This window comes from Mycobacterium asiaticum, from assembly GCF_001668675.1.
Lineage (GTDB): Bacteria > Actinomycetota > Actinomycetes > Mycobacteriales > Mycobacteriaceae > Mycobacterium > Mycobacterium asiaticum_D.
The window spans coordinates 1-24,749 of the sequence record NZ_LZKQ01000047.1; the positions used below are offsets into that span (position 1 = coordinate 1).

Annotated in this window: 24 protein-coding genes, 1 tRNA gene and 1 pseudogene; 12 read left to right on the plus strand and 14 right to left on the minus strand. The window is 67.9% G+C overall.

From position 1 onward, the window contains the following. Positions 1 to 95: 95 nt before the first annotated feature. Positions 96 to 329: pseudogene (locus tag A9X01_RS04475) on the plus strand (IS481 family transposase); the annotation flags it as partial. Between the two features lie 158 nt (positions 330 to 487). Here the strand turns inward: A9X01_RS04475 and cwsA are convergent. Next, complete coding sequence (gene cwsA / locus A9X01_RS04480) at positions 488 to 916, minus strand: cell wall synthesis protein CwsA (RefSeq protein ID WP_065119483.1); 429 nt, start codon at positions 914 to 916, stop codon at positions 488 to 490. A 109-nt stretch (positions 917 to 1,025) separates the two neighbouring features. Here cwsA and A9X01_RS04485 point away from each other — a divergent pair, with 109 nt between their 5' ends. Then, positions 1,026 to 1,574, plus strand: coding sequence for a peptidylprolyl isomerase (locus A9X01_RS04485; protein ID WP_036362276.1), 549 nt, complete (start codon positions 1,026 to 1,028; stop codon positions 1,572 to 1,574). A 58-nt stretch (positions 1,575 to 1,632) separates the two neighbouring features. Here the strand turns inward: A9X01_RS04485 and A9X01_RS04490 are convergent, their stop codons facing one another. Together A9X01_RS04490 and crgA are read right to left on the minus strand one after the other, a co-directional pair. Beyond that, a complete protein-coding gene (locus A9X01_RS04490; RefSeq protein WP_065119484.1) occupies positions 1,633 to 2,067 on the minus strand; it encodes a PH domain-containing protein in 435 nt (144 codons plus the stop codon). Between the two features lie 168 nt (positions 2,068 to 2,235). Next, a complete protein-coding gene (crgA, locus tag A9X01_RS04495; RefSeq protein ID WP_036362273.1) occupies positions 2,236 to 2,517 on the minus strand; it encodes a cell division protein CrgA in 282 nt (93 codons plus the stop codon). A 103-nt stretch (positions 2,518 to 2,620) separates the two neighbouring features. On the opposite strand from crgA, the gene A9X01_RS04500 reads away from it, so the two are divergent. Further along, positions 2,621 to 3,364, plus strand: a complete 744-nt coding sequence (locus A9X01_RS04500) for a DUF881 domain-containing protein (RefSeq protein ID WP_065119485.1) — start codon at positions 2,621 to 2,623, stop codon at positions 3,362 to 3,364. A gap of 35 nt (positions 3,365 to 3,399) precedes the next feature. After that, entirely contained in the window at positions 3,400 to 4,098 is a 699-nt protein-coding gene (locus A9X01_RS04505) for an aminodeoxychorismate/anthranilate synthase component II (protein ID WP_065119486.1), read from the plus strand. Here the strand turns inward: A9X01_RS04505 and pknB are convergent. From pknB to A9X01_RS04540, 7 genes are all read right to left on the minus strand, one after another. Beyond that, positions 4,076 to 5,950: a Stk1 family PASTA domain-containing Ser/Thr kinase gene (pknB, locus tag A9X01_RS04510; protein WP_065119487.1), complete on the minus strand. Its 1,875-nt coding sequence runs from the start codon at positions 5,948 to 5,950 to the stop codon at positions 4,076 to 4,078. The two genes, A9X01_RS04505 and pknB, sit on opposite strands and share 23 nt — an antisense overlap. Beyond that, positions 5,947 to 7,203: a serine/threonine-protein kinase gene (locus tag A9X01_RS04515; protein ID WP_065119488.1), complete on the minus strand. Its 1,257-nt coding sequence runs from the start codon at positions 7,201 to 7,203 to the stop codon at positions 5,947 to 5,949. Before A9X01_RS04515 ends, pknB begins: the two co-directional genes overlap by 4 nt. 91 nt (positions 7,204 to 7,294) lie before the next feature. Further along, the gene (gene pbpA, locus A9X01_RS04520) at positions 7,295 to 8,773 is read right to left on the minus strand and encodes a D,D-transpeptidase PbpA (RefSeq protein ID WP_065119489.1); all 1,479 of its coding nucleotides are present in this window, start codon (positions 8,771 to 8,773) and stop codon (positions 7,295 to 7,297) included. Continuing rightward, on the minus strand, positions 8,770 to 10,182 hold the full coding sequence (locus A9X01_RS04525; RefSeq protein ID WP_065034288.1) for an FtsW/RodA/SpoVE family cell cycle protein: 1,413 nt from the start codon (positions 10,180 to 10,182) through the stop codon (positions 8,770 to 8,772). The genes pbpA and A9X01_RS04525 overlap by 4 nt, the downstream gene beginning before the upstream one ends. Next, entirely contained in the window at positions 10,179 to 11,732 is a 1,554-nt protein-coding gene (locus tag A9X01_RS04530) for a protein phosphatase 2C domain-containing protein (protein ID WP_065119490.1), read from the minus strand. Before A9X01_RS04530 ends, A9X01_RS04525 begins: the two co-directional genes overlap by 4 nt. A 64-nt stretch (positions 11,733 to 11,796) precedes the next feature. Then, entirely contained in the window at positions 11,797 to 12,261 is a 465-nt protein-coding gene (locus tag A9X01_RS04535; RefSeq protein ID WP_036362250.1) for an FHA domain-containing protein FhaB/FipA, read from the minus strand. 124 nt (positions 12,262 to 12,385) lie between these two features. Next, on the minus strand, positions 12,386 to 14,098 hold the full coding sequence (locus A9X01_RS04540) for an FHA domain-containing protein (protein WP_065119491.1): 1,713 nt from the start codon (positions 14,096 to 14,098) through the stop codon (positions 12,386 to 12,388). 227 nt (positions 14,099 to 14,325) lie between these two features. Between A9X01_RS04540 and A9X01_RS04545 the strand changes: the two genes are divergently transcribed. The 4 genes from A9X01_RS04545 (at position 14,326) to A9X01_RS04560 (ending at position 17,802) form a co-directional block, all read left to right on the plus strand. After that, positions 14,326 to 14,408 (plus strand) — tRNA-Leu (locus A9X01_RS04545). Between the two features lie 161 nt (positions 14,409 to 14,569). Continuing rightward, a complete protein-coding gene (locus A9X01_RS04550) occupies positions 14,570 to 15,880 on the plus strand; it encodes an ammonium transporter (protein WP_065119492.1) in 1,311 nt (436 codons plus the stop codon). A 26-nt stretch (positions 15,881 to 15,906) separates the two neighbouring features. Beyond that, positions 15,907 to 16,173, plus strand: coding sequence for a YdeI/OmpD-associated family protein (locus A9X01_RS04555; protein WP_065119493.1), 267 nt, complete (start codon positions 15,907 to 15,909; stop codon positions 16,171 to 16,173). Between the two features lie 138 nt (positions 16,174 to 16,311). After that, the gene (locus A9X01_RS04560) at positions 16,312 to 17,802 is read left to right on the plus strand and encodes a PPE family protein (RefSeq protein ID WP_065119494.1); all 1,491 of its coding nucleotides are present in this window, start codon (positions 16,312 to 16,314) and stop codon (positions 17,800 to 17,802) included. Here A9X01_RS04560 and A9X01_RS04565 read toward each other — a convergent pair. From A9X01_RS04565 to A9X01_RS04580, 4 genes are all read right to left on the minus strand, one after another. Next, positions 17,799 to 18,137, minus strand: a complete 339-nt coding sequence (locus tag A9X01_RS04565; protein ID WP_065119495.1) for a GNAT family N-acetyltransferase — start codon at positions 18,135 to 18,137, stop codon at positions 17,799 to 17,801. The genes A9X01_RS04560 and A9X01_RS04565 overlap by 4 nt on opposite strands. After that, the gene (locus tag A9X01_RS04570; RefSeq protein ID WP_065119496.1) at positions 18,134 to 19,123 is read right to left on the minus strand and encodes a pirin family protein; all 990 of its coding nucleotides are present in this window, start codon (positions 19,121 to 19,123) and stop codon (positions 18,134 to 18,136) included. Before A9X01_RS04570 ends, A9X01_RS04565 begins: the two co-directional genes overlap by 4 nt. A 64-nt stretch (positions 19,124 to 19,187) precedes the next feature. Further along, entirely contained in the window at positions 19,188 to 20,570 is a 1,383-nt protein-coding gene (locus A9X01_RS04575) for an acyl-CoA dehydrogenase family protein (protein ID WP_065119497.1), read from the minus strand. A gap of 105 nt (positions 20,571 to 20,675) precedes the next feature. Further along, complete coding sequence (locus A9X01_RS04580; RefSeq protein ID WP_065119517.1) at positions 20,676 to 21,098, minus strand: WhiB family transcriptional regulator; 423 nt, start codon at positions 21,096 to 21,098, stop codon at positions 20,676 to 20,678. A gap of 141 nt (positions 21,099 to 21,239) precedes the next feature. Between A9X01_RS04580 and A9X01_RS04585 the strand changes: the two genes are divergently transcribed. From A9X01_RS04585 to A9X01_RS04600, 4 genes are all read left to right on the plus strand, one after another. Further along, positions 21,240 to 22,028, plus strand: a complete 789-nt coding sequence (locus tag A9X01_RS04585; protein ID WP_065119498.1) for a helix-turn-helix domain-containing protein — start codon at positions 21,240 to 21,242, stop codon at positions 22,026 to 22,028. Next, positions 22,025 to 22,837 carry a C40 family peptidase gene (locus A9X01_RS04590; RefSeq protein ID WP_065119499.1) on the plus strand — a complete coding sequence of 271 codons (813 nt, stop codon included), beginning with the start codon at positions 22,025 to 22,027 and terminating at the stop codon, positions 22,835 to 22,837. The genes A9X01_RS04585 and A9X01_RS04590 overlap by 4 nt, the downstream gene beginning before the upstream one ends. Before the next feature lie 23 nt (positions 22,838 to 22,860). Further along, positions 22,861 to 23,208: a DUF4226 domain-containing protein gene (locus A9X01_RS04595; RefSeq protein WP_065119500.1), complete on the plus strand. Its 348-nt coding sequence runs from the start codon at positions 22,861 to 22,863 to the stop codon at positions 23,206 to 23,208. A 94-nt stretch (positions 23,209 to 23,302) separates the two neighbouring features. Further along, positions 23,303 to 24,736, plus strand: coding sequence for a DUF4226 domain-containing protein (locus A9X01_RS04600; protein WP_065119501.1), 1,434 nt, complete (start codon positions 23,303 to 23,305; stop codon positions 24,734 to 24,736). Positions 24,737 to 24,749: the final 13 nt, after the last annotated feature.

Here is a 24,749-nt window from a genome sequence, read left to right on the forward strand (position 1 = left end):
ACCCTTATCTAGCCGGCTGCGACACGCCGGTCCTCAACTCACGGCCCGACTGATACACCACTTTGGTGGACGCAACCGCGGGTGGGCTGGGTGAAGATCGCACCGGCGATGACTGGGTCAGCCGGCGGGTGACCACCAACGGGGTGGTCAGTGTGGCCTGGCAGCAGGTGTGTGTGGGGGCCCACTACGCCGGATCACGCTGCGATGTCCACGTTGATGGGCAGCTGCTGCGGTTTTTCATCGGCGATGATCTGGTCAAGACCGTCGCGCGCACCCACCGCGGCGAGGTAAGAAACAAACGGGCCTTCCGCACCCGCGACCAGGCCTAACTAGTAACCCAGAGTGTCAAGGATCAACCGAAATAGATCCGTCAAACATCAACCGACGCTGAACAGCTCCACAGGTTTTCGCGCCACCGCCGAGCGTGTGGCCTTCGTAGGCAGTAGGCCGTCAGAGCAGCCACAGGCCCCACGTTCGGCGACGAGATTTACGGACGCGGTTGTACGTCCACGCTGGGGGGCAGCGACGACGGCTCGGGGCGCGTCGAGCGCCGCACGATGCTGAACGCGATCGCCCCGCCGGCCAGCACCACCACCCCGGCGGCTCCGGCGATCACCCACGGCTTCTTGGACCGCCGCTGGTTGCGTCGCGCCTCCTGCAGCAACTGCGGCAGGTTGGCGACCACTTCCTGCGCGGCCGCCAGCTCCTGGCCGATGCTTTCCTGCGCCGCGGCGAGCTCCCGGGCCAGCCGGCCCTCGCGGTAGCGCCGACGAAGCTCGGTCGCGGTGGAGTGCGCCGACTGCACTCCCAGCCCCACCACGCCGCGAGTCACGTCCACCGGTCCCACCGCCGAATAGGTCAGGCCCCGGGTAAGTCGTTCGCGGGGGGTCAACGAGGCTTCCGCCTTCTCGCTCATCTACCGCCCTTTCTACGCACTGCTCAAGTCCTACGCAGTCCTATCAGTTACCGAGCCGCCGAGCTAGTACCTGCGCGGCCGACACCGGCTGCGGCACTAGTCGTGGGTAGTGGCAGACTGTGATCCCGTGACTAACAGCCCCATTCAGACCGCCACCGCAACCCTGCACACCAACCGTGGAGACATCAAGGTTGCCCTGTTCGGGAACCACGCGCCCAAGACCGTCGCGAACTTCGTCGGCCTGGCGCAGGGCACCAAGGAGTACTCGACCCAGAACGCGTCGGGTGGCCCCTCGGGCCCGTTCTACGACGGTGCGGTTTTCCACCGGGTCATCCGGGGCTTCATGATCCAGGGTGGCGACCCCACCGGTACCGGTCGCGGCGGCCCGGGCTACAAGTTCGCCGACGAGTTCCACCCCGAGTTGCAGTTCGACCGGCCTTACCTGCTCGCGATGGCCAACGCCGGTCCGGGTACCAACGGCTCTCAGTTCTTCATCACCGTGGGCCCGACGCCGCACCTGAACCGCCGCCACACCATCTTCGGTGAGGTCATCGACGCGGACTCGCAGCGCGTCGTCGAGACGATCTCGTCGACGGCCACCGACGGCAACGACCGCCCGACCGACCCGGTCGTCATCGAGTCGATCACCATCTCCTGACGCGAGGCTCGCGAGGCGCCGACGGTGCGCTGGCCGACCGGACGAAGGCGCGCGGAAGTTAGCGCGCGCCCTTCTTTCGCGGGCCGGCGTAACCGGCGTCCGTGAGGGCGTCGAGCACCTCCAACGGATCGGTGCCCAGATCCCACCGGGACAGGATCAGCAGTCCCCCGCCGGTGGTTTCGATCTCCAGCAGGCGGACCTTGCGCGTGTGCCGACGGAACTCGGAGATACGAATAATTTCGAGGGATTCCCGACGCAATGTCTGCGTTCGAAACCACCCGCGCACGGCCAGGCCATCCGGTGTGATTGCCAGCTTGGGCCGCGCACGCCACGACGCGCCCGCAAACAAGATCAGACCCGCCGCCGCCACGCCGGCGATGACACGCCCGGGCGGGTCTGTGACGAGGGTCACAGTGGCGATAGCCAACACGACGCCGGCAAGCCCGCAACCAGCGATTCCAGCCGGATGTGGCGCCCATTCAGTTTGCTGCATGCCCTACCTGTACCCTCCTACCACGGTGGATACGGTTATCCACAGACGCTATCAACAGTGGGGATGAATCACACGCGTGTGATTGGGTGACGGGAAGGTTGCTGACGCGCAAACAAAACCGTCGCAAGATGAATACATTCCGACTGCATTCACCCCTGACCGGGTCGGTCAGTGCCAGCGCATAGTTAGCAAAAGACCCGTGATCATGAAAGCGAACGCGATCGCGTAGTTCCACGGCCCCAGCTCCGCCATCCAGTGCAGCCACGTCGGGGCTTGCGGACCGTAGGCGGCCAACTGGAACACCATTAGCCAGACCAGCCCGATCAGCATCAGTCCGATGAACAACGCGACGAACCACACACTCGACGGCCCGACCTTCACCTTCACCGGCGTGCGGCTTACCGCGCTGACGGTGAAGTCGTTCTTCTTGCGGACCTTGGACTTCGGCATTTGTTACCTCTGATATCGGGTGCAACGATTACGGTTGCAAGCAGGCAGAGCTCGAACATGAGACTAGCCCACTTGGCCCGAACGCCAGGAAACCGGAGACACGATGATCGATCGGCGCCGTTCGCCGTGGCGCTTCGGTGTCCCGCTGGTGTGCCTGCTGGCAGGCCTGTTACTGGCCGCCACCCATGGTGTCTCCGGTGGCTCGGAAATCCGCCGCAGCGACGCGCCCCGACTGGTCGACCTGGTCCGCGAGACGCGCGACTCGGTCAGTCGCCTGGACTCCGAGCGGCAAGCGCTGACCGGCAAGATCGACGCCTTTCATGGCCGCTCGTCGGACACCGCGCTGCAGGCCATGCTCAGGCGGGCGGCCGAGCTGGCCGGCGAGGCGGACATGAACCCTGTCCACGGCCCGGGCCTGGTGGTGGTCCTCAACGACGCCCAGCGCGACGCCAACGGGCGGTTCCCTCGCGATGCCACGCCGGACGACCTCGTCGTGCACCAGCAGGACATCGACGGCGTCCTCAACGCCATGTGGAGTGCCGGCGCGGAGGCCATTCAGATGCAGGATCAGCGCATCATCGCGACCTCGGTCGTGCGCTGCGTCGGCAACACGCTGCTGCTCAACGGGCGCACCTACAGCCCGCCCTACTCCATCACCGCGATCGGCAATGCCGCGGCCATTCAGGCCGCCCTGGCCGCCGCTCCCCTGGTGACGCTGTACAAGCAGTACGTGGTGCGGTTCGGGCTGGGCTACCGCGAGGAGGTCAAGTCCGACGTCGCGGTCGCAGGGCATGCGGATCCGGTGCGATTGCACTTCGCGCAGCCGATAGGACCGATCGGCTACTGACAACGGCGTTCCGGCACGGACGGTAACCTGTCACGGTGCGGATCCTGGTCGTCGACAACTACGACAGCTTCGTGTTCAACCTGGTGCAGTACCTGGGCCAGCTGGGCGTCGAGGCGACCGTGTGGCGCAACGACGACGCCCGACTCGCTGACCCGGACGCGATCGCCGCGGAGTTCGACGGCGTACTGCTCAGCCCCGGACCCGGGACCCCCGAACGTGCCGGCGCCTCCATCAGCCTGGTCCGCGCGTGCGCCGCGGCCCGCACGCCCCTGCTGGGGGTGTGTCTGGGACACCAGGCGATCGGCGTCGCGTTCGGCGCCACGGTGGACCGGGCGCCCGAGCTGCTGCACGGCAAGACCAGCAGCGTGCACCACGCGAATGAGGGTGTGCTGCAAGGGCTTCCGGACCCGTTCACGGCGACGCGCTACCACTCGCTGACCATCCTGCCCGAATCGCTGCCCGCCGACCTGCAAGCCATCGCCCACACCCCGAGCGGAGTGATCATGGCCGTCCGGCACACCGAGCTGCCGATCCACGGTGTGCAGTTCCACCCCGAGTCGATCCTCACCGAAGGTGGGCACCGGATGCTGGCGAACTGGCTGCTCTACTGCGGCTGGGCGCGCGACGACACCCTGGTACGCCGACTGGAGAACGAGGTCCTCACAGCGGTCCGGCCGCACATCCCGGGCGGCCAATCCGGTCCGGAAGAGGCTACTGACCGAACCTCAGCGTGATCACACCGTCGCGGTTGACGCCGGTCCCCGCCGCCGGGCTCTGCGAGACCACCTTGTTGTGCAGGTTGCCGCCGGCATCCACGTCGGCCCCCTTGTCCAGCACGCCGGTCCAGCCCAGCGCTCGTAGCCGCGGCTCGGCATCCGTCCAGAACATGCCGGACAGGTCGGGCATCAGGAACTGGTTGCCCTTGGACACCTGTATGTCGATCACCGAATCGACCGGAACCGTCTGACCCTTCGGGGGATTGGTGCCGATCACTTCGCCGGCCGGTTTGGTGCTGTCCACCTGAGACTGACTGAATTTGGTGAAGCCGTAGACCGTGAGATTCTTCTGTGCCAGCTCGACGGTCTGTCCGGAGACGTCCGGAATCTCCTTGGTCTCGGGTCCGGAGCCCACGATGATCGTGATGACGTTGGTGATCGCCGAGGTCTGATTGGCCGGCGGGTTCGTGCCGATCACCTTGCCCGCCAGGTCCGGTGTGGAGGGCGAATTGGCCTGCTTGAACTTGTTGAATCCGGCCGCGGTGAGTTTCTTGACCGCCTCGGAGTAGGTCAGCGCCGACACATCGGGCACCTCGCGCTGCTCCGGGCCGGTCGACACGTTGATGGTGATCTCGTCGCCGGCACCCACCGAGGTATTGGCGGCCGGGTCGGTGCTGATCACGTGGTCGGGCGGAATCGTGGAGTCGGGTTTCTGCTGGGTGCGCGTCTTGAAGCCCTTGTTCTGCAGCGAGGCGATCGCATCTGCCGACGCCTGACCTCGCACGTCGGGCACCTGGACGTTGCGGGTGCCGCCGCCGAAGGTGTTGATCGCGATGGTGACCACGATGGTCAGCACCGCCAGCACCGCGACGACCGCGATCCACCGGCCCACCGATCCGACGTTGCGGTCGTCGTCGGAGTCGTCGAAGTTCTGGCGCGGCAACGGATCCGTGCGCGGACCGCCGTGGCCCGATGACGACAGCAGCGACCGGCGCTCGGCACCGGTGAGCACCTTGGGCGCCTCGGGCGGCTCGCCGTTGTGGACCCGGACCAGGTCCGCCCGCATCTCGGCGGCCGTCTGATAACGGTTCTCCGGGTTTTTCGCCAGCGCCTTGAGTACCACGGCGTCCAGGTCGGGGGAAATGCCGGCATGACGTTCCGACGGCGGAACGGGGTCTTCCCGCACATGCTGATATGCCACCGCCACCGGCGAATCGCCGGTGAAGGGCGGCTCACCGGTGAGCACCTCGTACAGCACGCAGCCCAGCGAATAGACGTCGGACCGGGCGTCCACCGAATCGCCGCGGGCCTGCTCCGGCGACAGGTATTGCGCGGTGCCGATCACCGCCGCGGTCTGGGTCACGCTGTTACCGCTGTCCGCGATCGCCCGCGCGATGCCGAAGTCCATCACCTTCACCGCGTTGGTGGAGCTGATCATGATGTTCGCCGGCTTCACATCGCGGTGGATGATGCCGTTCTGATGGCTGAAGTTCAGCGCCTGACACGCGTCCGCGATGACCTCGATGGCCCGCTTGGGCGGCATCGGGCCGTCGTTGTGCACGATGTCGCGCAGTGTGACGCCGTCGACGTACTCCATGACGATGTAGGGCAACGGTCCGGCGGGCGTCTCGGCTTCGCCGGTGTCGTACACCGCCACGATGGCCGGGTGGTTCAGCGCGGCGGCGTTCTGCGCCTCGCGCCGGAACCGGAGATAGAAGCTGGGATCGCGGGCCAAGTCGGCGCGCAGCACCTTGACCGCGACGTCGCGGTGCAGCCGCGTGTCACGTGCGAGGTGAACTTCGGACATGCCTCCGAAACCGAGGATGTCGCCGAGTTCGTAGCGGTCGGACAGGTGCTGAGGGGTGGTCATCGCGCATTCTCGAGTCGGGCGGGCGCCGCGTGCAGTCCAGGATTACCTGTTTCTGCGCGATCCGTCCAATTCACAATGATGCCCGGACCAGGGCCGTAGTTGGCGTCCGGCGCGCTCCCGGTGTTGGTGACAGTTGGCGGCGATTGCTGCTGCTGCTGCGTGTCGGCCTTCGAGTTGATGACGATGAGCACCGCGATGATGATCGCCAGCGCGCCGAGCACCCCGGCGGCCCAGAGCAGCGCCCGCTGTCCCGAGGAGAACGTGCGTCGCGCCGGTGGTGGCCGATGTCCGCCGGCCGCGCGCCGCGGCGCCGTGCTGCGGGTGGCGGGTGCGGGCGCGATGCGGGCCGGTGCGGCCGACGGAATCGCCGCCGGCGCGGCCCGGCCGGCCGGCGGCGTCGCGCTGGGCCGGGGAGGGCGCCGGCCCGCCCGGACCGCGGCGACCGCATCGGCAAAGGGCCCCCCGCTGCGATAACGCTGGCTGGGGTTTTTCACCAGGGTGATCTCGATGAGCTCCCGGACGTTGGGCGGCAGGTCCGCCGGCAACGGCGGCGGCGGCTCCTTGATGTGCTTCATGGCCACCGTGAGCGCGCCGTCACCGGCGAATGGCCGCTTGCCCGAAACCACCTCGTAGCCGACCACGCCCAGCGCGTAGACGTCACTGGCCGGCGTTGCGTCGTGGCCGAGGGCCTGCTCCGGCGCGATGTACTGGGCGGTGCCCATCACCATGCCGGTCTGGGTGACCGGGGCGGCGTCGACGGCCTTGGCGATGCCGAAGTCGGTGATCTTCACCTGGCCGGTCGGCGTGATGAGGATGTTGCCGGGCTTGACGTCGCGGTGCACCAGGCCGGCGGCGTGGGCGATCTGCAGCGCGCGGCCGGTCTGTTCGAGCATGTCCAGCGCGTGCCGCAGCGACAGCCGGCCGGTGCGTTTGAGCACCGAGTTCAGCGGCTCGCCGTTGACCAGCTCCATTACCAGGTAGGCCGTGCGGCCCTCCCCGTCCATCGCGCTTTCCCCGTAGTCATGCACCTGCGCGATTCCGGGGTGGTTGAGCATCGCGGTGGTGCGCGCCTCCGCGCGGAACCGCTCGATGAACTCCGGGTCCTGGGAAAACTCCTGCTTGAGCACTTTGACCGCGACGCGTCGGCCGAGGCGGCTGTCCACCGCCTCCCATACCTGGCCCATGCCGCCAGTGGCGATGAGCCGCTGCAGGCGGTATCTGCCCGACAGCGTCACCCCAACGCGGGGACTCATGTTTCCCCTCGCTCAGGTCCGACGCGACGTCGGCGACCCGCGTTCGCGACGGGTCGTGCCATCGCTGCAATCCTCACTCGCCTGTGGCGACTCATGGTCCCCCTTGCAAAGCAGCCTCGATCACTGCCCGCCCGATCGGCGCGGCCAATGCGCCTCCGGTCGCGGACAGACGATCGCCACCGTTCTCGACCAGCACTGCCACCGCAACCTTCGGGGCCTGCGCGGGTGCGAAGGCGATGTACCACGCGTGCGGCGGAGTATGCCGCGGGTCGGTGCCATGCTCTGCGGTGCCCGTCTTGGATGCGATCTGCACGCCGGGAATCGCCCCTTTCTGCTGTGCGAGTTTCTCGGCGCCGACCATCAGCTCTGCTAGCTTAGCGGCGACCTGCGGCGACACTGCGCGGCGCTGCTGATACGGGGCGGTGGTGCTGATATTGGCCAGGTCGGGCCCCTTGAGGCTCTCGACGAGGTAGGGCCGCATCATCACGCCACCGTTGGCGATGGCCGCGGCGACCTCCGCGTTCTGCAGCGGGGTGAGCGCCACATCCTTCTGCCCGATGCTGGTCATCCCCAGCGCCGCACCGTCGGCGATGGCGCCTACCGTGGATTCGGCGACCTGCAGCGGAATGGGTTCCGGAGCGGTGTCCAGGCCGAACGCCTGCGCCATGCTGCGCAGCGCGTCGGCGCCGGTCGACAGGCCCAGCTGGACGAACGCGGTATTGCACGATTTGGCGAATGCCTCGCTCAGCGACACGGTGGGTTCGGAGCTGCACGCGGTGCCACCGTAGTTCTCCAGGGTTGCCGTGCTGTTCGGCAGCGGGATGGTCGGCGCCGAAGTCAGCTGCTGGTTCACCGTCGCCCCGGCCTGCAGAGCCGCGGCCGTGGTGATCACCTTGAAGGTCGACCCGGGCGGGTAGGTTTCCGAGATCGCCCGATTGATCAGCGGGTTGTCGGGGTTGTCCCGGAGCCGCTGCCAGGCCTGGGCCTGTACCTCGGCGTTGTGGGATGCCAGCACATTGGGGTCGTAGGACGGCGACGACACCAGCGCCAGGATCTTGCCGGTGGCCGGTTCGATGGCGACCACGGCCCCCTTGCAGGGCGGTCCCCCACAGCCCTGCTGCATCGCATCCCAACCGGCCTGCTGGATGCGCGGGTTGATGGTGGTGTCGACGTTGCCGCCGCGGGGGTCGCGCCCGGTGAAGAAGTCGGCCAGCCGGCGACCGAACAGCCGCTCGTCGGATCCGTTGAGCAGCAGATCTTCGGCACGTTCCAGGCCGGCGCTGGAATAGCGCAGTGAGTAGAAGCCGGTGACCGGCGCGAACACCTCCGGGTTGGGGTACATCCGCAGGAAGCGGAACCGGCTGTCGGTGGCCACCGAATAAGCCAGCAGTTGGCCCCCGGCGATGATCTGTCCCCGCTGTCGCGAGTACTCGTCGAGCAGGACCCGCTGGTTGCGGGGGTCGGCGCGCAACCCGTCCGCTGTGAAAACCTGCGTCATGGTGGCGTTGAGCAACAGCAGGACGATCAACGCCATCACGGTCATCGAGATCCGGCGCAGCGAGGTGTTCATACGCGCTCGATCACCTCGGTGCTGGCCGCCGCGATCGGCGACTTCTTGCGCGGGCGGGTGCGCAGCGGACGCCGCGCCCCGTCGGAGACGCGGGCCAGGATGCCCAGCAGCACGTAGTTGGCCAACAGCGACGACCCGCCGTAGGACATCCAGGGCGTGGTCAGACCGGTCAGCGGGATCAGCTTGGTGACACCGCCGACCACGATGAACAACTGAATCGCCAGCGTCGAGGACAGGCCGGCGGCCAGCAGCTTGCCGAAGCTGTCCCGGGTGGCGATCGCGGTGCGCATCCCGCGGATGATGACGATCGTGTAGAGCATCAGGATGCTGGCCAGCCCGACCAGCCCGAGCTCCTCGCCGAAGGCGGCGATGATGAAGTCGGTCGAGGCGGCAGGAACGGTGTCCGGCTGGCCGTTGCCCAGCCCGGTGCCGAAGATGCCACCGGTGGCGAAGCTGAACAGCGCCTGCACCATCTGGTATCCGCTGCCGTCGGGGTCGGCGAACGGGTCCAGCCACGTCTGCACCCGCACCCGGACGTGCGAGAAGAGGTAGTACGCCACCACGCTGCCCGCGGCGAACAGCACCAGGCCGAGCACCACCCAGCTGAACCGCTGCGTGGCCAGGTACACCACCACCAGAAACGACGCGTACAGCAGCAGCGAGGTCCCGAGATCCTTCTCGAAGACCATCACCCCTACCGAGATCACCCACGCCGCCAGTAGTGGCGCGAGGTCGCGGGGCCGCGGCAGCGTCATGCCCATCAAATGCTTGCCGGCGCTGGTGAACAAGTTGCGCTTGGCCACCAGGACCGCGGAGAAGAAGATCAGCAGCAGGATCTTGGAGAACTCAGCCGGCTGAATTGAGAAGCCCGGCAAGCGAATCCAGATCTTGGCGCCGTTCTGCTCGGACAGCGAGGCGGGCAGCAGCGCGGGGATCACCAGAAAAATCAGGCCGGTCAGGCCGCAGATGTAACCGTACCTGGCCAGCTGCCGGTGATCCTTGAGGAACGTCACCACCAACGCGAAGGCGGTGACACCGACCAGCGTCCAGAGCATCTGCTGGTTGGCGCTGGGGTGGCCGTGACGGCCAACTTCCTTGTCCACCAAGTCAAGTCGGTGAATCATCACCAGACCGAGCCCGTTGAGCAGCGCCACCACCGGCAACAGCAGCGGATCGGTGTAGGGCGCGAAACGCCGCAACGTCAGATGCGCGATTCCGAACAGCGCCAGAAAACCCAGCCCGTAGGTGCTCAGGTCCCAGTGCAGGCCGCGCTCCTGGTTGGCCTCGACGATGAACAGCGCGGCGATGGTGATCAGCGCGGCGAAACACAACAGCAGCAACTCGGCATTGCGCCGAGTCGGCAGGGGTGGGGTCACCGCTACCGGTGCCGGCAGTTCCGTCGTCGTCATGCCGCTGCCCGGCAGTTCACGCCTTGCTGTGCGGGTTGCGGGTTTTCGCTCGTTGTCGGTGACGTCGCGGGGGGCGTCGAGGACGACGGCGTAGCAGGCGCTGCCGGGGTGGTGCTGGGGGGTGTCGTCGATGTGGTGGAGGGGGTGGCTGAAGGGGTCGATGTGGTCGAGGTGGACGTGGACGGTGTGGCTGATTGGGTGCCCGGGGCCGGCGACGCCGGCGGATTGGACTCGGGTGTGCCGCTGCTGTTTGTCGACGGCGCCGGCCGCCCCGGCGGTGACGTCGCACGGGCGGGTGGGCATTCCGGCAGCAGCGACTTGGCCAACTCGCGCAGTTGCTTGCGGGCACCCTCGAGGGTGTCGGCGGGCAACCCGTCCTGCACCGACTTGCGGGCCGAGGGGTTGAGGTCCTCCAGCTTCACCTGCCGGCAGCCCGATTGGTCGGGACTGGCCTCGGAGATCTCGTTGCCCTTGAGGCATCCGACCGCGTAGGTGCTGTGCAGGGACAGCCCCAGCAGTGAGCCCTGAATGCCGCGCATGATGGCGACCGTGCCGTTGTCGTTGGCGACGTAATAGTTGTTGCGGATGATCGCGTTGCCGATGCCCAAGCCGGCGATCAACAGCAGCAACACCAGCGCGATGACCAGCCCCAACCGTCGGCGTGACCAGCGGCGGCGCGGCGGTTCGACCGGCGGGGCAACTCGCTTGGTGACTTCGCCCTTGCGCTGGCCGATCGCCGAGGCGCGGCCGGCCGCGGTGTTGGGCAACGTCAGTTGGTCGTCGTCGCCGTCCCCGGACACCGCCCCGGCCAGGATCGGCTGGGTCTGGCCGAACTCGTCGTCGACGACGTCAGCGACGACGACGGTGACGTTGTCCGGGCCGCCGCCGCGCAGCGCCAATTCGATGAGGCGATAAGCACTTTCGGCGACGTCGGGGATCTGCAGGGCTTCGGCGATGGTCTCGTCGCTGACCGGGTCGGAGAGTCCGTCCGAGCACAGCAGGTAACGGTCGCCGGCCCGGGCCTCCCGCATCGTCAGGGTGGGCTCCACCTCGTGGCCGGTCAGCGCCCGCATGATCAGCGAACGCTGCGGGTGGCTGTGCGCCTCCTCGGCGGTGATCCGGCCCTCGTCGACCAAGGTCTGGACGAAGGTGTCGTCCTTGGTGATCTGTGACAGCTCGCCGTCGCGGAACAGGTAACCGCGCGAGTCGCCGATGTGCACCAGACCGAGCCGATTGCCGGCGAACAGGATGGCGGTCAGCGTGGTGCCCATGCCCTCGAGGTCGGGTTCCATTTCGACCTGGGCGGCGATCGCGGCGTTGCCGGCCCGCACCGCGTTGTCGAGTTTGGCCAGCAGGTCACCGCCGGGCTCGTCGTCGTCGAGATGGGCCAGCGCGGCAATCACCAACTGCGAGGCCACCTCGCCGGCCGCGTGGCCGCCCATACCGTCGGCCAAGGCCAGCAATCGCGCTCCGGCGTAGACGGAGTCTTCGTTGTTCGCGCGTACCAAGCCGCGATCACTGCGAGCGGCGTACCGCAGGACGAGGGTCACGGGCGCAACTCCTCGGTCCCGGCGGTGAAACCGGCCGAGCCGGCACCGTCGTTGTAGCCGCGCGTCACGGGCGTAACTCTATTGCCGTCTTGCCGATCCGAACCGGCGTACCTATGGGAACTCTTACCGCAGTCGTCACCTTCGCCCTGTCGAGGTAAGTGCCGTTGGTCGATCCTAGATCTTCCACATACCATTCCGAGCCGCGCTGAGACAGCCTCGCATGCCGTGTCGAGGCGTAATCGTCAGTCAACACCAAGGTCGAGTCATCCGCGCGGCCAATCAGCACCGGTTGTCCACTCAGGGTGATCCGCGCGCCCTGCAGGGCACCTTCGGTCACCACGAGATAGCGGGCGGCGTCGCGGCGCTGGCGGGACAGCAGGTTACCCCGCAGGGTGAGACCGCGCCGCACCATCACCGCGCCCGTCGGGGCGTAGATGTCAGTGCGCAAGATCCGCAACACCGACCAGATGAACAGCCACAGCAACATGAGGAAACCGGCACGCGTCAGTTGCAGTACCAACCCCTGCATCTGGCGGTCCTTTCCGTCCCGGCACTGCCCTCCCCGCGCCCCTGTTGCCGAGCACCTCGGCAAAGTCACGATACTTCGACGGCGGCCGACGCGGGAGATGCGCGACCGCTTCGAAACAATGGGTTCAGTGGATCCGGACGATGATCTCGGAATGACCCAGCCGGATCACGTCACCGTCGGCCAACTGCCATTCCTGCACCGGAGCGTTGTTGACGGTGGTGCCATTGGTGGAGTTCAGATCGGACAGCAATGCGACCTGGCCGTCCCAGCGGATCTCCAGATGCCGGCGGGAGACGCCGGTGTCGGGCAACCTGAACTGCGCGTCCTGGCCGCGTCCGATGATGTTTGAGCCATCCCGTAGCTGGTAGGTACGGCCGCTGCCGTCGTCGAGCTGCAGGGTGACCTGCGCGCCGACCGAGCCGTAGGCGCCCTGCCCGTAGCCGCCGTACCCGCCGCCGACCTGTCCGTAGTCCGACGCGGCCTGCTGGCCGTAGTCGGGTGCCGGCGGTTGGCCGTAGTCATAGTCGCGGCCGGCCGGCTCGCCGTAGCCGCCGCCCTGCGGGGCGTACCCGCCCGGCGCCGCGGTCTCGGCGTACTGGGTGTAGTCGCCGCTGCTGCCGTAGTCCTGTCGGTAGCCGCCCTGCTGGTAACCCTGGTCCTGGCCGTAGCCGCCGCCCTGGTCGGGGTATGACGGGCGCTGCGGCTCCGGCGGTGCTGCAGGTGCGCTCGGGGCGCCGTAGCCGCCGTCGTCCTGGCGGGCGGGCTCGCGTCCGTAGTCGCCGTAGCCGCCGTAACCGGGCTGGCCGCCCTGGGGCTGACCCTGCGGCTGGCCGTAGCCGCCGCCCTGCTGGTAGCCCTGGTCCTGGCCGTAGCCGCCGCCCGGCCCGCCGTAGCCACCGGCCGGCGGAGCGGGCGGGGCGATGGGAGGCTGCGCCTCGTACGTCGGTGCGTAGTTGCCCTGCCCCTGGTCGCCGTACCCGCCGCCCTGCTCGCCATAACCGCTGGGGGCGCCGTAGCCACCACCTTGGTCCTGGTAGCCGCGCTGTTCCGGGTAGCCGCCGGGCGCGCCGTAACCGCCCTGGCCCTGGTAGCCGCCGCGCTGGTCGTAACCGCCGGGTGCGGAGCCCTGGTCGTAGCCGCCCTGGTAGCCGCCGCGCTGGTCGTAGCCGCCCTGCGGGGGACCCTGGTCGTAGCCCTGACCGCCGTAGCCGCCCTGATCCTGCGGGGGCTGCTGGGGCGGATAACCCTGCTGGGGCGGGTAGCCGCCGGCCTCGGGCGGATACCCCGGAGGGCCACCCTGCTGGTAGCGGTCGTCGTAGTACTCGTCGGGCCGCCCCTGCCCCTGACCGCGGTAGCTCGGATTGTCAGTCATCGGTCGTACTCCTGGTTCTGCGCCAAACGCATCATCTGATTGTGGCGGGGCGGAATGTGTAACCGTCGGGCGGGGCTCGACATCGGGGTTGACAGTCCCGCGGGCGCGGAACTGGCCGGTATGCAGGTTCGAGGACCGCTCGAACCGGACGACCACATCACCATACGTTTGCCACCCCTGTTCTTGGATATAGTCGGCCAGGTACCGGGCAAAAGCGCCCGACGTGAGCTCCGGGTCAGCGCCCAACTTCTCGAAGTCGTGCACACTGAGGGTAATGATGTATTCGTTGGGTGCCAAAAGGCGGTTTCCCGGCAGCGACCGGACGCCATCTGCGGCTTCCCGGCGCAGCAGGACTTCCACCTCTTGGGGAACGATCGATCCCCCGAACACACGAGCAAACGCATCACCCACGGTCGCTTCGAGTTTGCGCTCGATGCGCTGAACTAGCCCTCGTTGGCTACCCATTCTCGCGCGCTCGCCTCACTCGTGTTCTGAAGAAGATCGTCGGCGGACGGCAATCGATGCGGCCGCGTGGCGTTTCAACCCCAATCGTATCGGGACTGTGTGATCCGGCGTCACCGTGAGATTTCTGAGAATCACATCGATACCGTTCAGAGACCTGTGCGGCCCGGGGGCCACTCCCACGGTTGGGGCGCGCGGCTACTACAGTGATATGGTCCTCCGGTTGTTTCGGGCGAGTGGCGGAATGGCAGACGCGCTGGCTTCAGGTGCCAGTGTCCTTCGGGACGTGGGGGTTCAAGTCCCCCTTCGCCCACAGATTTCCCCGGCTTCGCGCCGGGGTTTTTTGTTGCCGAGCAGACGCAAAAGCCCCATTTCGTGGCCGAAATAAGGGGCTTTTGCGTCTGCTCGCCGGGAGCGGATGCGGCGCCGTCTACGGTCTATCTGGAAAACGCGACGACCGAGGGAGCCGAAGAGTTGAACATCGACCCCGCCGCCACCGCCTGGTTGCTTGCCAGCACCGCCCTTGTGCTGCTGATGACGCCCGGGCTGGCAATCTTTTACGGCGGCATGGTGCGCACGACCGGCGTGCTCAACATGATCATGATGAGCTTCATCTCCATCCCGCTGGTCACGGTGGCTTGGCTGCTCGTCGGCTACAGCCTGGCCTTCTCCGACGGCGGGGCCGGCGGCTTCGTCGGCGGCCTGGCGCACGCCGGCATGAGCGGCATCGGCCCGGACACCCTGCACGACAAGGTGCCAGAGCTGCTGTTCGCCACGTTCCAGTTGACCTTCGCGATCATCACCGCGGCCCTGGTCAGCGGCGCCATCGCGGACCGCGCCAAGTTCGCGGCGTGGATGGTGTTCGTGCCGCTGTGGTCGGTGGCGGTCTATGCGGTCATCGCCCACTGGGTGTGGGCGCCGACCGGCTGGCTGTACAAGATGGGCGTGCTCGACTACGCGGGCGGCCTGGTCGTGGAGATCGTGTCCGGTTCCTCGGCGCTCGCGCTGGCGCTGGTGCTGGGCCCGCGCATCGGCTTCAAGGTGGAGGCGATGCGCCCGCACAACCTGCCCTTCGTGCTCCTCGGTGTGGGGCTGCTGTGGTTCGGCTGGTTCGGCTTCAATGCGGGTTCCGCGCTGGCGGCCAACGGGATGGCATCCGCGATCTTCCTCAACACCCTGGTCGCCGGCTGCTTGGGCATGCTGGGCTGGCTTTCAGTGGAACAGGTCCGGGACGGCAAGCCCACGACGTTCGGTGCGGCTTCCGGCGTGGTCGCCGGTCTGGTAGCCATCACGCCGTCGTGCGGGGAGGTCAACACCCTCGGCGCCGCCGTCGTCGGACTCACGGCCGGAATCGTGTGCTCGTTCGCCATCCTGGCCAAGTTCAAGCTCAACTACGACGACTCGCTCGATGTCGTGGGCGTGCACTTCGTCGGCGGCGTTGTCGGTGTGCTGCTGATCGGGCTGTTCGCCACCGCGGTGATGACCAGCGGTCCGAAAGGGCTCTTCTACGGCGGCGGGCTCGGACAACTCGGCAAACAATCGCTGGCGATGGTGGTGGTCGGCTTGTACGCCTTCGCGACGAGCTACGTGCTGGCCAAGGTGATCGAGCGGGTGATGGGGTTCCGGGTCAGCGCCGCGGACGAGAAGAGTGGCGTCGACCTCACCCAGCACGCCGAGACCGCCTACCCGGAAGGTGTGTACGGCCACCAGGCTCCGCGGCGCGCGTCGTCATTCGGTGAGCGGGACGACTCCCGACCCCGGTTCGGCGACGACGACGACGAATGATGCCGCCGCATCGGTAATCTGGCGGCGTGAACAGCCAGACGGTGCCCGGTGGGGTCGTGCACGAACTGCCCGTTGACCTGCGCGATGCGCTGATCGCCAATTCCACTGCCCTTGCGTTATGGCAGGACATCACGCCGCTGGCGCGCAACGAGTTCATCTGCTGGGTCGAAGACGCCAAACAGCAGATGACCCGCGAGCGCCGCATCCGGCGGACCCAGGAAGAGCTCGAGGAAGGCAAGCGCCGACCCTGTTGTTGGCCGGGCTGCAAACACCGCGATCGCAACGGCAGGTAACCGGTCGCGCGCAGCGCTGCAGCAGAGCACCGCGCATGCGGGTAGGGGGTATCCACTATGCCGGTGAGGGGTATGGGCTAGTTAGGTTTGCCTACACAATGTAAGAGTGGGGATTGCGCATTCGGTGGGTGAGCCGTGATGGCGGCTCCCATCTGGATGGCCGCACCGCCCGAGATCCACTCGGCGCTGTTGTCCAGCGGTCCGGGTCCAGCAGCCCTGCTGGCGGCCGCGGGTGCCTGGCAGGCGCTGGGCGTCGAGTACGCCGACGCGACCGCGGAACTGCTCGCCGTGCTGGGTGCGGCACAGGGCTCCTGGGAGGGCCCGAGCGCCGCGGAGTACGTCCTCGCCCATGCGCCGTACCTGGGCTGGTTGGCGCAGGCGCAGGCCAAAAGCGACGCCGCCGCGGCTCAACAGGCCGCCGCGGCGGCCGCCTACGCCACGGCGCTGGCGGCGATGCCCACCCTGGCCGAGCTGGCCGCCAACCACGTCGTGCACGGCGTCCTCGTCGCCACCAATTTCTTCGGTATCAACACGATTCCGATCGCCGTCAACGAGGCCGACTACGTGCGGATGTGGGTCCAGGCCGCCACCACGATGAGCACCTACGACGCGGTGTCCTCGGCCGTGTTGGGCGCAGTGCCGCAGACCGTGCCCGCGCCCGCGGTGCTCAAAACGCAGGCGGCGGCGCCCACCCAGATGGCGGCCGCGGGACCGGCGGCCGACGCCGGCACCCAACTCAACTTCTCGGACCTGATCACCCAGCTGCTGCAGGGCTACATCAACTACGTCCAGCAGTTGTTCGGGCCGATCACCGATTTCCTGCAGGACCCCCTGGGCAACAGCGTCAAACTGCTCACCGACTTCCTGACGAATCCGTCCCAGGCCTTAGTCACCTGGGGTCCACTGCTGTCCGCGGTCGCCTATCAGGTCTTCTCCAATGTCGGTGCGGCGCTGACCTATCCGCAGCTGCTGCTGCAACCACTGTTGGCGATCACCCTCGGGGTGGTGGCCGGCGTCGGTCAGCAACTCCTTGCGCTGGGACCGGCCGCGGTGGCGGCCGCCGGCGAGGCAGCGGTTCCGGCCGCGGTGGCGCTGACCGGGCACTCGGTGGTCCTGCCGCTGGCCGGTCTGGCGCCGAGCGGGGTGACCTCCGCCGCGGCACCGGCTCCCTCGGCGGCCGGCGCAGGTGCACCGGCGCCCACCGCGGCCACGCCCGCAGCCGCGGGCCCGCTGGTGCCGTACGCCGTGCCGGGTTTCGATCCGGGCGGCGGCTTCACCCCCACGCTGCGGGACCGGACGGGAGCCAAGGCGCCGGCGGAAGGCATTCCGGCGGCCGCCGCGGGTGTCTCGGCGCGCGAAAAACGGCGCGCCCGGCGGCGACGCACCGACACCATGCCGGAGTTTCAGTACGGCGACGAGTTCATGGACTTCGACGATCCTGATGCGACCCCGGCGGAGGAGCCTTCGGTCGCGGCGTCGAGTCGTGGCGCGGGAACCATGGGCTTCGGTGGCACGGTCGCCAAGGAGGACGCCGACGCCACCGGCCTGATCTCGCTCCCCTCCGACTCATTCGGGGGTTCACCGACGATCCCGATGTTGCCCACCACCTGGGACCAGAAGGAGCCCTAGTTCGGTTGGGTGTTGACCCAGCCCACGACCTCGGCCGTCACCGGGTCGGTGATGTCGTCGTACTCCGGGTGCTTCTTGAGCACCGTCACCACCATTGAGCACACCGGGACGATGCGCTTCCCCTCCGACTTGGTGTCCTGTAGCGCCTGCTCCAACAACAGCGTCGCCAAGCCGCGGCCGCCGAACTCGGGGTCGATCTCGGTGTGGTGGAAGACGCGCTGCTCGCCGCGGTCGGCGTAGTCGGCCAGCCCGACGACCTTGCCGTCGATCGAGATGGTGTATTTGCGGTCCTCCTCGGTGACGGTGACTTCTGCGCCGGTCTTGTCGACGGTCATGAGTGCTCCTTCGGTTTCGATGCGGACCCGGGCAATGGCCTGGGCAATAGCCGAGTGGTGGGCATGGGCGGGGCCGGTAGCCGGTCGACCGAACCGCGATAGCCCTGCACGGTGCCGAATCGGTCGTCGGCTTCCTCCCACTGCCGGCGATATTCGACGATCTCGTCGTGGCTGCGTCCCAAGAAGTTCCACCACATCACCAGTTGTTCCCCGAAAGGGGCGCCGCCCAACAACAGAACCCTGGCCGGTCGTTCCCCGAGATTGCGCAGCGGCAGCAGGCGATGCCCCGGCTCCTGGTACCCGAGATCGGCAACGCCCAGGCCGGCCCCGCACATCTCCACCACGCCCTGGTCGCACAGCACACCGTGCTCGAACGTCGGGTCGACCTCCAGGTCCAGGGCGGCGTGTGCGTCGAGATCGATCTGCGCGCCGACCAGCGGGGTGAATGTCCTTACGGGCGAACGGCTTCCGATCAACTCACCGAGGAACACCCGGACCCGTGCGCTGGTCAGCGCCACCGGTTCGGGCCGGTAGTGCGCGAAGTCGCGGCCGGTGTCGCGAGCAGCATCGGGCAACGCCACCCACAGCTGCGCCCCGTGCAACGCCGCGGAATCCACCGAGACCTCCGAGTGGCAGATGCCCGCGCCCGCCGTCATCAGATTCAGTTCGCCCGGCCGCACCCTGGCATGAACACCGGAGCTGTCGCGATGTTCCACTTCCCCGCGGAACAACCAGCTCACCGTCTGCAGGCCGGTGTGCGGATGCGGCGGGACATCCATCCGCACCGACGCGGGACCGTAGTGGTCGACGAAGCACCAGGCTCCGATGAGCGAGCGTTCCCGCTGCGGCAGGGTCCGCTGGACCCGCATGGCTCGCGGCCCGCCCAGTGGCACCTCACGCGGATGCAACACCTCCACCGCGGGCCGCGACGCGGCCTGGACTGCGCCGCAGGCAACCTCGTCCGGCGTGCTTTCGAGGTTGCTCATCGCCGGCCCTCCAAGAACTGCGGCAGTTGGCGCCGATACCGCCGACCCTACTCGCCGCCACGGCCTACTTTCTGGGCGGCTGCAACGCCTTCATGGCGACGCGCATGATCGGCTCCGGCACCCGGTCTTTGAGCGCCAGGGCGCGATCCGCGGCGCGGGACCGCAGCGGAGTGCCGCGACCGAACACCCGGTTCAGCGGTCCCCCGGTCGGTTCGACGGTCACATGCAGCGGCGGGGTGTCCACCGCCGAGCCCAGCGCATTGGAGATGACCATGCGCTGAATCTCGCTGGTCCCTTCAAAGATCGTGTACAGCTTGGCATCTCGGTACCACTTCTCGACCGGGTGGTCGGTGATGTAACCCCAGCCGCCCATCGTCTGGATGGCGCGCTCGGTGGCCTTGACCGCGACCTCGCTGGCGGCGAGCTTGGACATCGAGCCCTCGCCGCGTTCGAAGGGGACGCCGCTGGCCGCCATCCAGGACGCGCGCCAGGTCAGCAGCCGGGCGGCGTCGATCTGAGTCGCCAAGTCCGCCAACGGAAACGCGACCCCCTGGTGGTCGATGATGGGTCCGCCGAACGCCTCCCGTTCGGTCGCGTATGCGGTGGCGTATTCCAGTGCCGCACGCGCGATCCCGATCGCCTGCGCGGCGACCATCGGGCGGGTCTGCTCGAAGGTGCCCAGTGTCGCCGATCCGGATTTCTTGGCGCCGGCGACCACCTCCCGGGCCTTGGCCAGCTTGTGTTGGAGTTTGTCCTCTCCGCCAAGCAGATTGGCGCCCGGGATCCGGACATCGTTGAATTTGAGCTCGGCGGTGTGCGATGCGCGGCAGCCCATCTTGTCCAGCTTGCGCACCAGCTCGAGCCCGGGCGTCCCGCCGGGCACCACGAACAGGGCCTGACCGCGGTGTCCGAGTTCCTGGTCGACGACCGCGTTCACCACGTGCACATTGGCGATGCCGCCGTTGCCGATCCACATCTTGTGGCCGTTGATGATCCAGTCGTCCCCGTCGCGGGTAGCGGTGGTCCGCAGGTTGCGGACGTCGCTACCACCCTCGGGTTCGGAGATCGCGAGCGCGGCCAGCTTGAGGTCACCGGGCGTCCCGAAGCATTCCGGAGCCCACTCCAGCATTTGTTCGGGCGAGGCGGCCTGGCCGATGGCCGAGAGCGCCAACGCCGGCATCACGATGGCCAAACCGATTCCGGCGCAGCCCCAGAACAACTCCTCCATGAACATCGGCAGCGAGATGCCGGTCGGGTCGCCGATCAGGTCGCGGTAGAAGAGCGGGCTGTAGAAGCCGCGCTGCGCCGCCTCCTCCAGGACGGGCCAGGGGAACTCCTGGCGCTGGTCGTAGTGCAGGGCGACCGGGCGGATGACCTCTTCGGCGAACTCGTGGGTTCGACGCGCCAGGTCGTGTTGCGCTTGGGTGGGGGTCAGGTCGAAGGTCATGAGAGCGCCTCTGGGTCAGTTGCCTCGGCCCGTACGGGGCCCCTGTCGTCCCCCGTATACCCTGCACTACCGCTCTGATATCCAACGGATTTGACCGCGGCCGCATCAGGCCGCCGAGCGGGGGCCTGCCTCGGCCCGGGCGGTCGGCAGGTGCACCACCACCGCGGTGACCGGGACGGCGTCGTTCTCGCGGCGCGCCAACAACGCGGCGTTCTCGGGCAGCTGTCTGGGATTGATCTCGCCCGAGGCGATCCGGCGCAGCACGTCGTGGGCTCTGGCGAGTTGTTCGCGTTTGCGGTACTGACCGCCCGGCAGCTTGACGCCGGCCCAAACGCCCCATTCCTCGCGGTGCCTGATCGCCCGTTCGGCACACAGCCGCTGCTGTGCGAGCGGGCAGCGGCGCAGGCATTGAACGCGGGCCTCGGTGGCGGACCGCTCGTAGGCCCGAGCTTTGGCGGCCCCGTCGCCGCCGTCGTCGTCGGGATAACCGAACCAGAGTTCCGGGTTGGTTGCGCAGGGGTTGGTCATGCCGGCCTCCTTCAAGAACGAAACGGAGACGAAAGCGTATACACAACCGTGGCGAACGCACAAGAGAAAAGCGACGGAAACGTATATGGCCGACGTTGACTGCGTCGCTGTGTAATATCCGGGGCATGGCCGGAGCCAGCCGTGAGCCGTGAGTCGGCAGGCGCGGCGATTCGGACGCTTCGCGAGTCGCGGGACTGGTCGCTGGCCGACCTGGCCGCCGCCACCGGCGTCAGCATCATGGGACTGAGCTATCTCGAGCGCGGCGTCCGCAAACCGCACAAAAGCACAGTTCAACAGGTCGAAAACGGTCTGGGTCTGCCGCCCGGCACCTATTCGCGGCTGGTGGTCGCGGCCGACCCGGAGGCTGAACTGAGCCGGTTGCTCGCGGCCCAACCGGCCCAGACCGCGCCCGCAGGCGGAGATCCCGTCGTCCAACGTCACGACGACACCGATGTCCTTGCCCGTTACGCCGAAGCGCAGCGCGAAACGCTCGAAGCCTTCATCGAGCGGCTGCCGGCGAAAACATCAAACGAATATGAGTCGTATATTCAGGACGTGATCGCACAGTGCGTCAAGGCAGAGATGCTGGCCGCCAGTTCATGGCGGTTGGCCATCAACTCCGGCGGTGAATCGGCGTCCCGCTTGATGGAACACCTGCATGCGCTCGAGGACACCCGCAGCGCCCTGCTGCAACGCCTGCCGTCAAGCCTGAGTGCTCAGTTCGAGCAGGCGTGCGCGCGGTCGGCTCTGCCGGACGCGGTGGTCGCGGCAATGATCGGCATCGGCACCGACGAGGTGTGGGACATCCGCACCCGCGGCGTAATTTCCCAAGCCGTCCTCCCCCGGGTGCGCGCTTTCATCGATTCCGTGCAGGGCGCGCAGTCGGCCCCAGACATGCCGGCGGACCAGGACGGTGAGCAAGCTCAGTGAGTCCGTCCGAGGTCGAGACGTTGACCCGCGCCCATCAGCTGTTCGCCGGCGCCGACGATCATCCGGTGCCGGCGATGGCGCGCGACCAAATCCCACTCGACATGTCTGGCGATCCGAACAGCCTTGTGCGACAAGGGCATTACCAGGGTGCCGTGCATCGTGTTCACGCGGCGCTGGTGTCGGCCGGTCGGACGGACGACGCGTTGGCGGTGATCCTTGCCGGTGCGCATCGGGATCGTGCGACGGCACGAGGGCTGACCGGCAATGTCGTCGACGAGGCCCGCGCAGATGCCGCGGTCGCGGCGACAACACCGCTTGCCCAGCGCGAGGCGCTGCGCCGGCGGGTGGCACGGTTACGCGCACAGCGCGCGCACGTCGTCGCGGCCAGGGGTCAGGCCCGGCGGCGTCTGGCGGCTCTGCGGGCGCTGCGCTATCGGTCATCGCACCGTCGTCCGGCCCTGCGGTCGGCGCCCGGCCGCGCCGGCCGCGCGGTCCGGGCTGCTCTGTCGCGCCTCGGCCGTCCCTATGTGTGGGGCGCGACCGGGCCCGACCGGTTCGACTGTTCCGGATTGGTCCAATGGGCGTACGCGCAGGCCGGTGTGCACCTCGACCGCACCACCTACCAACAGATCAATGACGGCACCCCAGTGCCGCGCTCGCAGGTACGGCCCGGCGACCTCGTGTTTCCGCACGCCGGGCACGTGCAGATGGCGATCGGGAACAATCTGGTGGTCGAGGCTCCCTACTCGGGTGCGTCGGTGCGGATCAGCCGACTGGGCAGCAACGTGCAGATACGGCGGCCCTGGTGACTGCCATGGTGAGAGAAGGCTGAATGTCGGAATCCACGGGGTCCCCGATGGCCGCATTCCGGGAGCGACAGAACGTCCTGGCCGGTAAGTACAGCGCAAGCGCCGAGACAGACCGCACCCTATTGGAGGTCCTGACCAGCGCACATCGGGCCATGCTCGACAGCATCCAGCGACTCGACGCGATCGCCGCCGAGATCGAGCGCACCCAGCAAGCTGAGCTCGCCGCCGACACGCCACTGGGATCGCGCGAATACCAGCGGTTCCTGGTGGATAAGCAGCGTGAGATCGCCGCGATCGTGACCAACGCCCGAGAGGTCAGCCACGCGAAAAGCCTTGTGCTGCAGGATCTGCAAGACCGGTACCGGGGTTGAGACCAGGTTACGGTTCGAGGTGAATTGTTCGGGCCGCCGCGCCTGGGTACTGTCCCGCGGCATGAAGTGGTCGGGCGGCGCGCGGATCACCTAGATGACGACCTACCAGGACCTCGTCGACGCCATGCGGCGCATCCAACAAAGCACCGGGGACCCGCAGGCCTGGATGACCGGGCTGACGGCCGCCGAAGTGACCACCGCACTGATGCCCGCGACGTCCGTACCAGAGCTCGATGCGATCCTGGCCAAGATCCGCCAACGCCATCCCGAGCTGTTCTCACCGCAAGGGATGCCCCCGTCCGCCGGTTTGCCCACCCGCACCGAGGGGGATGCGGCCAGAGCCATCGCCCAAGCCGAAACCGCGTTGGCGCACCAGAATTCGGCGACATCTCAACTCGACCTGCAAGTCATCTCGGCCATCCTCAATGCCCACCTGACGAACGTGGAGGGACGCGATGCGCTCACCAAGTTGCAGCAGGAACTCGAGTCGGCGGTCGCGGTGCGCACGGACCTGGACACCCCCGCCGGCGCCCGGGACTTCCAACGGTTCCTGATCGGCAAACTGAGAGACATCCGGGAGGTCGTCGCGACCGCGAGTCTGGACGGCACGTCAAAGTCCGCCTTGATGGCCGCGTGGACGTCGCTGTACAACGCGTCGAAGAGCGGTTCGGCGTCACCGGCACCACCCGGTGATCCGCGGCCCGCGTCGGCACCCGCGCAGCCAAGCGCCGGAGGCCAACTACCCGCACCGGACGCTGATCCAGGCCTCGACCCCTTGTGGTTCGACGACCCGGGGCTGTCGGGCGCAGCCCGGCCAGAAGCCGCGACGCCGATCGCACCAACCGCGGCACCCGCGGCGCCTGGTGGGGGCGGCGCGACCGCACCGGCCGGCGGCGGCATGCCGTCCTGGGGCGCACCGAGCGGCCTGCAGCTGCCGGGCCTGTCCGGCGGCGGGCTCGGCCGGGATTCCGGAGCGCTGGGTGACGGCGCCTTCACCGACCCCGACCTCGATGACCGCCACCGCCACGAGGACAAGATCAAGCCCGACGACCCCAGCGGCGGCGGCGACGACGATCCCCGTGACGAGGAACGCGACCCTGCGTCCGGCCCACCCGAGGCACCGTCGTCGGGTCCTACCACCGTGACGCTGCCCAACGGGGACACGGTGACGGCCGCAAGTCCCCAGCTGGCCGCCGCGATCAAGGCTGCGGCGGGTGGAACACCGATTGCGGAGGCATTCCGGCAACAGGGCATGACCATCCCGCCACCGGGGACGGCGGTCGCACACCCGATCGACCCGGCGCAGGTCGTCCCCGGTGACATCGGCATGTTCACCGATCGGCACGCGCTTGCCCTCGGTCGCAGCAAGGCCCTGCTCGAAGGCCAGATTCAGCACATCTCAGCGGTCGCCGGACCAAGCTTCCTAGGCTGGCAACATCCGCCTCCCCCGGTGGCTCAGCCGTCGGGACCGGCCCCACCAGACGTCGACCTACCCACCCCGACCCGACCGTCGGCCATCACAGCCTGATAGGCCCACACCA

What these genes read in the sequence shown, in the direction of transcription:
- cwsA (WP_065119483.1), bottom strand. Translation starts at nt 916, where the DNA reads ATGAGCGAGAAGGCGGAAGCCTCGTTGACCCCCCGCGAACGACTTACC.
- A9X01_RS04490 (WP_065119484.1), bottom strand. Translation starts at nt 2,067, where the DNA reads ATGCAGCAAACTGAATGGGCGCCACATCCGGCTGGAATCGCTGGTTGC.
- crgA (WP_036362273.1), bottom strand. Translation starts at nt 2,517, where the DNA reads ATGCCGAAGTCCAAGGTCCGCAAGAAGAACGACTTCACCGTCAGCGCG.
- A9X01_RS04500 (WP_065119485.1), top strand. Translation starts at nt 2,621, where the DNA reads ATGATCGATCGGCGCCGTTCGCCGTGGCGCTTCGGTGTCCCGCTGGTG.
- pknB (WP_065119487.1), bottom strand. Translation starts at nt 5,950, where the DNA reads ATGACCACCCCTCAGCACCTGTCCGACCGCTACGAACTCGGCGACATC.
- A9X01_RS04515 (WP_065119488.1), bottom strand. Translation starts at nt 7,203, where the DNA reads ATGAGTCCCCGCGTTGGGGTGACGCTGTCGGGCAGATACCGCCTGCAG.
- pbpA (WP_065119489.1), bottom strand. Translation starts at nt 8,773, where the DNA reads ATGAACACCTCGCTGCGCCGGATCTCGATGACCGTGATGGCGTTGATC.
- A9X01_RS04525 (WP_065034288.1), bottom strand. Translation starts at nt 10,182, where the DNA reads ATGACGACGACGGAACTGCCGGCACCGGTAGCGGTGACCCCACCCCTG.
- A9X01_RS04535 (WP_036362250.1), bottom strand. Translation starts at nt 12,261, where the DNA reads ATGCAGGGGTTGGTACTGCAACTGACGCGTGCCGGTTTCCTCATGTTG.
- A9X01_RS04540 (WP_065119491.1), bottom strand. Translation starts at nt 14,098, where the DNA reads ATGGGTAGCCAACGAGGGCTAGTTCAGCGCATCGAGCGCAAACTCGAA.
- A9X01_RS04560 (WP_065119494.1), top strand. Translation starts at nt 16,312, where the DNA reads ATGGCGGCTCCCATCTGGATGGCCGCACCGCCCGAGATCCACTCGGCG.
- A9X01_RS04565 (WP_065119495.1), bottom strand. Translation starts at nt 18,137, where the DNA reads ATGACCGTCGACAAGACCGGCGCAGAAGTCACCGTCACCGAGGAGGAC.
- A9X01_RS04570 (WP_065119496.1), bottom strand. Translation starts at nt 19,123, where the DNA reads ATGAGCAACCTCGAAAGCACGCCGGACGAGGTTGCCTGCGGCGCAGTC.
- A9X01_RS04575 (WP_065119497.1), bottom strand. Translation starts at nt 20,570, where the DNA reads ATGACCTTCGACCTGACCCCCACCCAAGCGCAACACGACCTGGCGCGT.
- A9X01_RS04580 (WP_065119517.1), bottom strand. Translation starts at nt 21,098, where the DNA reads ATGACCAACCCCTGCGCAACCAACCCGGAACTCTGGTTCGGTTATCCC.
- A9X01_RS04595 (WP_065119500.1), top strand. Translation starts at nt 22,861, where the DNA reads ATGTCGGAATCCACGGGGTCCCCGATGGCCGCATTCCGGGAGCGACAG.
- A9X01_RS04600 (WP_065119501.1), top strand. Translation starts at nt 23,303, where the DNA reads ATGACGACCTACCAGGACCTCGTCGACGCCATGCGGCGCATCCAACAA.